Annotated in this window: 6 protein-coding genes; 5 read left to right on the top strand and 1 reads right to left on the bottom strand. The window is 70.7% G+C overall.

Annotation, left to right across the window (positions count from 1 at the left end):
- The 5 genes from VGD93_RS16605 to VGD93_RS16585 all read left to right on the top strand — a co-directional run.
- Window positions 1-1,233: murein hydrolase activator EnvC family protein (locus VGD93_RS16605; protein WP_395013278.1), on the top strand; the 1,233-nt coding region annotated here is incomplete at its 5' end.
- Window positions 1,234-1,239: 6 nt separating this feature from the next.
- Window positions 1,240-2,601, top strand: a complete 1,362-nt coding sequence (locus VGD93_RS16600) for a S41 family peptidase (protein ID WP_395013277.1) — start codon at window positions 1,240-1,242, stop codon at window positions 2,599-2,601.
- A 47-nt stretch (window positions 2,602-2,648) separates the two neighbouring features.
- Window positions 2,649-3,812, top strand: a complete 1,164-nt coding sequence (locus VGD93_RS16595) for a divergent polysaccharide deacetylase family protein (RefSeq protein ID WP_395013276.1) — start codon at window positions 2,649-2,651, stop codon at window positions 3,810-3,812.
- 4 nt (window positions 3,813-3,816) lie between these two features.
- Window positions 3,817-4,359 (top strand): RNA pyrophosphohydrolase, encoded by a 543-nt coding sequence (locus VGD93_RS16590; protein ID WP_395013275.1) that lies wholly within the window; start codon window positions 3,817-3,819, stop codon window positions 4,357-4,359.
- Complete coding sequence (locus VGD93_RS16585; protein WP_395013274.1) at window positions 4,356-5,042, top strand: aspartate/glutamate racemase family protein; 687 nt, start codon at window positions 4,356-4,358, stop codon at window positions 5,040-5,042. Before VGD93_RS16590 ends, VGD93_RS16585 begins: the two co-directional genes overlap by 4 nt.
- Before the next feature lie 9 nt (window positions 5,043-5,051).
- Here the strand turns inward: VGD93_RS16585 and VGD93_RS16580 are convergent.
- A partial coding sequence (locus tag VGD93_RS16580; RefSeq protein WP_395013273.1) for a methyl-accepting chemotaxis protein occupies window positions 5,052-6,204 on the bottom strand: 1,153 nt, incomplete at its 5' end.

Raw genomic sequence — 6,204 nt, 5'->3', positions numbered from 1 at the left:
GAAACCGGGCCGGCGGCGCCGGCCGCCGCCGAACAGCAGGCGCTCGCCGAGATCGAAGCCTCGATCACCCTGTCGCGCGAGCGGGTGGAGACGCTCAAGGCCGAGATCGCGGCCATGCAGGGCGACCGCACGCGCCAGAGCGCCGAGCTGATCGCCGCGGCGCAACGCGTGCGCAACGCCGAGGCCGAGATCGGCAAGATGGAAGAGCGGCTCGGCCAGCTCATCGTCCAGGAGATGGAAGTGCGCGGCCGCCTCGACGGCGCCGGAGAGGCCGTTTCCAGCGTGTTGGCCGCGCTGCAGCGCATCTCCCGCCATCCGCCCCCGGCGCTGATTGTCGATCCGTCAGACGCGCTCGGTTCGGCCCGCAGCGCCCTGCTCATTTCCGCCATCGTCCCGCAGCTGCGGGCCAAGGCGGCGGCGCTGACCGCCGACCTGACCCAGCTCGCCGCGGTGAAGGCGGCGGCGCTCGAGGAGGAGGCGCGGCTGCGGGCCAATTTCGAGATTCTCGAGGAGGAGCAGCTGCGCATCGCCACGCTGATCGTGGCGCGCAAGCAGAGCGAGGGCCGGATCACCGCCGAGATCGCGGCCGAGCAGGCCGAGGCCGAGGCGCTTGCGGCCAAGGCCTCATCGCTCAAGCAGCTGATCGACGATCTGACGCGCCGCGCCGCCGCCGTGGCCGTAGCCGCCGAGGCCACCGCCAAGGCCAATGCCGGCGGCGAGGCGCCGCTCCTTGACGCGGCCACCATCCGGCTGGCCTTGGCCAATACCGAGCGGGTCCAGCCGGCCGTGCCCTTCGCGCAGGCCCGCGGCTACCTGACCTTGCCTTCGAGCGGGGTGGCGGTGGTCGACTACGGCGCCGCCGACGGCTTTGGCGGGATTTCGCGCGGCATTTCGCTGGTGACGCGCGCCGATGCCCAGGTGGTGGCGCCTGCGGACGGCTGGGTGCTGTACCGCGGCGAATACCTCAATTACGGCCAGATCGTCATTCTCGATACGGGCCAGAACTACACCCTGCTGCTCGCCGGCCTGGCCTCGGTCAGCGTCGACATCGGCCAGTTCGTGCTCATGGGCGAACCCTTGGGAACCATGGGGTCACGGACAATTGGTCGAACGGTTTCGACCAGCGCTGGCGTCTCCCGGCCAACGCTTTATATAGAGATGCGAAAAGACAACGAGCCCGTCGACCCGACCGGTTGGTGGGCCCGCCCGACAAACCCGGTCGAGAATGGATAGAACCCGATGCGCCTCACGCCCGTCCGCGCTTCCCTGATCGCGCTCGCACTGGCGCTGTTCGGGGGGACCGCCCTGATCGCCCAGGACCAGCCGGCCGAGCCCGGCGCCCCGGCCGAGACGGCGGCGCCGGCGCCGACACCCCGGACCGCCGAGGAGATCGACGCCGATCTCATGCTGTTCGGCGAAATCTTCGAGCGCATCCGTGCCGAATATGTCGACGCACCCGACGAGCGCGAGCTGATCCACGCCGCCATCCAGGGCATGCTCACCTCGCTCGATCCGCACTCGGGCTATATCGAGCCGGTCGATTACGCCGACGTGCAGGAGGACACCACCGGCAAGTTCGGCGGCCTCGGCATCGAGGTGACGATGGAAGAAGGGGTGATCAAGGTCGTCTCTCCCATCGACGACACGCCCGCTGCCAAGGCCGGCATCCTCGCCAACGACTTCATCGTCGAGATCGACGGGCAGGCGGTGCAGGGGCTCACCCTCGACCAGGCGGTCGAAAAGATGCGCGGGCCGGTCGGCACCAAGATCAAGCTCACCGTGGTGCGCGAAGGCGTCGACCAGCCCCTCGACTTCGAACTCACCCGCGACATCATCGCCATGCGCGCGGTGCGCTGGAGCATGGAGGGCGACATCGCCCTGCTGCGGCTGGCGCGCTTCTCCGAGCAGGCCTATGTCGGCATCGAGCAGGCGGTCAAGGACATCTTCGGCGAGCGCAAGGGCGTCGCGCCCAAGGGCATCATCCTCGATCTGCGCAACAATCCCGGCGGCCTCGTCGACCAGGCGGTGATGGTCAGCGACGCCTTCCTCAAGCAGGGCGCGGTGGTGCTGACGCGCGGTCGCGTCGAGCAGGAAAGCGCCCGCTACGACGCCCGCCCCGACCCGCTCGACGCCAAGATCGCCGACGTGCCGCTGGTGGTGCTGATCAATGGCGGCTCGGCCTCGGCCGCCGAGATCGTCGCCGGCGCCCTGCAGGATCACAAGCGCGCCACCCTGGTGGGCACCAGGTCCTTCGGCAAGGGTTCCGTGCAGTCGATCATCAACCTCGGGCCCAACGGCGCCATGCGCCTGACCACGGCGCGCTATTACACGCCGTCCAACCGCTCCATCCAGGCGGCCGGCATCCAGCCCGACATCGTCGTAACCCAGGACGTCCCCGACGAGTTCAAGGGCCGCGACGAGATCATCGGCGAGGCGGGTCTGCAGGGCCAGATCGGCGGCGGTACCGAGGAGACGGCGACCGTCGGCTCCTCGGTCTATGTCCCGTCCGAGAAGGAAAAGGACAACCAACTGCAGTACGCCATCCGGCTGATCCTGGGCGAGGAGACCAATGCCGCCTTTCCGGCCCGGCCCCTCGGCTGAGGGCAGGTGCATCGCCGGGACGGGTACGGCCACGGTCGGGGCGGCGGATGGTGAGTGACCTCGACGCACCGCTCGGTCGCCGCAAGCGGCGCGACGTGCAGGCCCGCCAGGGCCTTCGGCGGCTGCCCGTCGGCCGGCTTGCCCTTGTCGGCGTCGCCGTGCTGATCGGCGGCGTCGCCCTGCGCGTCGGCCTCGTCGACGATCCCGATGGCGGCCGCCCGGTGGCCGAGGTCGCGCTCAACACCACCCGCACTGCCAACGCCGTCATCGGCGAGAACGCCGCCGTCGCGCCGGCCGGACCGATCACGGTCGGACCCGAAATCCCGGTCACGAGCGTGGCCGGCCTGCCCGCCTCGCTTCCCGCCGCGGCCGCCGGCGCCGCCGAGCCGGAGGCGGTGGCCGCCGTCCCCGACGCCTGGGGCAATCTGCCCGGCCTCGTCGAGGAGACCCCCTTCGGTCCGGTGCCGCGGGTCTCGACAAGCGGCCAGACGCCGTTCGCGGCCTATTCGCGCGCCTCGGTCACGGTTGCGACCGCCGGGGCGCGGCCGCTGGTCGCCATCGTCGTCACCGGGCTCGGGCTGAACCCCGCCGGATCGCTCGAGGCGGTCGACGCCCTGCCGGAGGCGGTGACGCTGGCCTTCGCCCCCTATGGCAAGGGACTCGAGCGTTCGGTCGGCGCCGCCCGCCTCGATGGCCACGAGATCTTTCTCGAGGTGCCGCTCGAGCCATTCGACTATCCGGACAACGACCCCGGGCCCGAGACCCTGCTGACCGGCCAGGCGCCGCGCGACAATTTGGAAAAGCTCTACAAGGTGATGAGCGTGTTCGGCGGCTATGCCGGCATCGTCAACCACATGGGCGCCCGCTTCACCGCCTCGGGCACCGATTTCGGCCCGATGATGGAGGAACTGGGGGCGCGCGGGCTGGCCTATCTCGACGATGGCTCCTCCAATCGCTCGCTGGCGCCGCAACTGGCGCAGGCCAACCGCGTGCCCTTCGCCCGCGCCGACATGATGCTCGACGGCAACCCGGCGCGGGCGCCCATCCTGGAAAGCCTCGCCCGGCTCGAAGCCAAGGCGCGGGCCGAAGGCCACGCCATCGGCATCGCCACGGCGCTGCCGGTGTCGGTGCAGACCATCGCCGAATGGGCGCGTGACCTCGAAGCCAGGGGCATCCTGCTCGTTCCCGCCAGTGCCCTGATGAAGAGCTGATCCCATGCCCGTCCGCGAACAGATGCCTTATCGTGACTGCGTCGGCACCGCCGTCTTCAACCGGCAGGGCCGGGTCTTCATCGGGCGACGCCGGCCGGAGGCCGATTCCGAGGCCCCGGCGGAAGCGGCCGCCCCCTGGCAGATGCCGCAGGGCGGCGTGGACAAGGGCGAGGCGCCGCTCGCAGCGGCCCGCCGCGAGCTGTTCGAGGAAACCTCGATCACCTCCGTGGAATTGCTCGCCGAAGCGCCGGGATGGATCTGCTACGACCTGCCGGACGAGGCGCTCGGCATCGCCCTCAAGGGCAAGTATCGCGGCCAGCGCCAGCGCTGGTTCGCTTTCCTGTTCACCGGCGAGGAGACGGAGATCGAGGTGCTGCGGCCCGGGGGCGGCGCCTACCCGGCCGAGTTCAGCCAGTGGCGCTGGGAGGAGCTCGACCGGCTGCCCGAGCTGATCGTGCCGTTCAAGCGGGCGGCCTATCGCGAGGTCGTCGCCGCCTTCGCCGGGCTGCCGGGGCAAGTGCGCGAGCGGCACGAGGCGGCGTCGTGAAGACCATCGGCCTCATCGGCGGCATGAGCTGGGAATCGACGGCGCACTACTACGCCGTCCTCAACCAAGAGACCGCGCGCCGGTGCGGCGGGCTGCATTCGGCGCCGGTCATCGTGCATTCGCTGGATTTCGCGCCCATCGAGGCGATGCAGCGGGCCGACGACTGGACGCAGGCGGGCGAGGTACTGGCCGCGGCCGCCCAGAGCCTCGAGGGGCAAGGCTGCGGCGTCATCGGCCTCGCCACCAACACCATGCACATCGTTGCCCCTGCCATCGTGGCGCGGCTGGGCGTCCCCTTCGTGCACATCGCGACCCCGACAGCCGACGCGCTGCTGGCCGACGGGTTCGAGACCGTCGGGCTGCTCGGCACCCGCTTCACCATGCAGCGGCGCTTCTACGTCGACGGGCTCGAGGCGCGCGGCCTCGCCGTGCTCGTGCCGGACGTGGGGATCACCAATCTCGACGGCATCATCTACGAGGAACTGTGCCGCGGCATCGTGCGCGAGGAGTCGCGGCGCATCTACCAGGACGCCATCGCGCGGCTGGCAGCGCGCGGCGCCGAAGCGGTGATCCTGGGCTGCACCGAGATCTCGATGCTCATCGACGACAGCTCGAGCCCGCTGCCCACCTACGACACCGCCGAACTGCACGCCCGCGCGCTGGTGGAGGTGGCGCTGGCCTGAGGCGAGGCCTCAGGCCGCACGCGCCGAGGTGGCCGCGGGCTCGGCAATGGTGAACACGTCGACGACCATGTCGAGCTCGGCCGCCTGCGCCTCGGTCTGCTCGATGGCGGCATTCATCTGTTCGACCAGCGCCGCATTGTGCTGCGTCATCTCGTCCATCTGGCGAACGGCGGCGGCGACCTCCTCGATCGAGACCGCCTGCGCGCGGCTGGCCGTGGCGATGCTGCCCAGCGCCGCGTTGCTGTCCTTGATGCCGGCGAGGATGTCGGCGAGATTGGCCGCCGCTTCCGACACCAGCTTGCTGCCGTGACCGACTTCGGCGGCGCTCTGCTGGATGAGCTGCTTGATCTCGGCCGAGGCCTGCGCCGAGGACTGGGCGAGGCGTCGCACCTCGATCGCGACCACGGCGAAGCCGGCGCCGGCCTCGCCGGCCCGGGCCGCCTCCACCGAGGCGTTGAGCGCCAGCAGATTGGTCTGGAAGGCGATGTCGTCGATCATGCCGATGATGTTGGAGATCCGGTCCGACGAGGCGGTGATGCTCTGCATCGCCGCATTGGCCCGCGCCATGACGTCGCCCCCCGCCTCGGCGGCCTTCGTCACGCCGTCGGCCTGCAGGCTGGCCGTATCGGCGCGCCGGGCATTGTCGACCACGGTGGCGGCCAGTTGCTCCATGACCGCGGTCGTCTCCTGGATGGTCGCGGCCTGCCGCGTGGTGCGCTGCGACAGGTCGTTGGCACCCGACAGGATTTCGCTCGTCGCCGTGCGCAGCGCCCGCGACGTCCCGCGCAGCTGGCCCACGATCTCGGTGAGCCGGTCGCCGACGGCGTTGGTATCGGCCTGCAGCCGGGCGAAGGCACCCGAGTATGCGCCGGTGAGGCGCTGTGTCAGGTCGGTGTCGGCGAGGGCGGCCAGCACCGCGCCGGTCTCGGCCAGCCCAGCCTCGATCGCGCCCACCAGCGTGTTGACGCTGCTCGCCAGCCGGTTGAGTTCGGGGTCGGCAAAGTCGGCCGGCACGCGGCCGGTGAAATCGCCAGCCGCGGCGGCATCGACGACTTCGCCAAAGCTGGCCTGCAGCCGCTGCAGCATCTCGGCATGCGCGTCGGCATGCTGCGCGCGCTCGCGCGCGGCAGCGCCGGACTGGGCTTCGGCTTCCGCCGCCAGC

Origin of the sequence: Devosia sp., from assembly GCF_036406155.1 — a bacterium.
Lineage (GTDB): Bacteria > Pseudomonadota > Alphaproteobacteria > Rhizobiales > Devosiaceae > Devosia_A.
The sequence above is the reverse complement of the archived record's forward strand: the minus strand, read 5'-3'. Positions and strand labels throughout refer to the sequence as shown.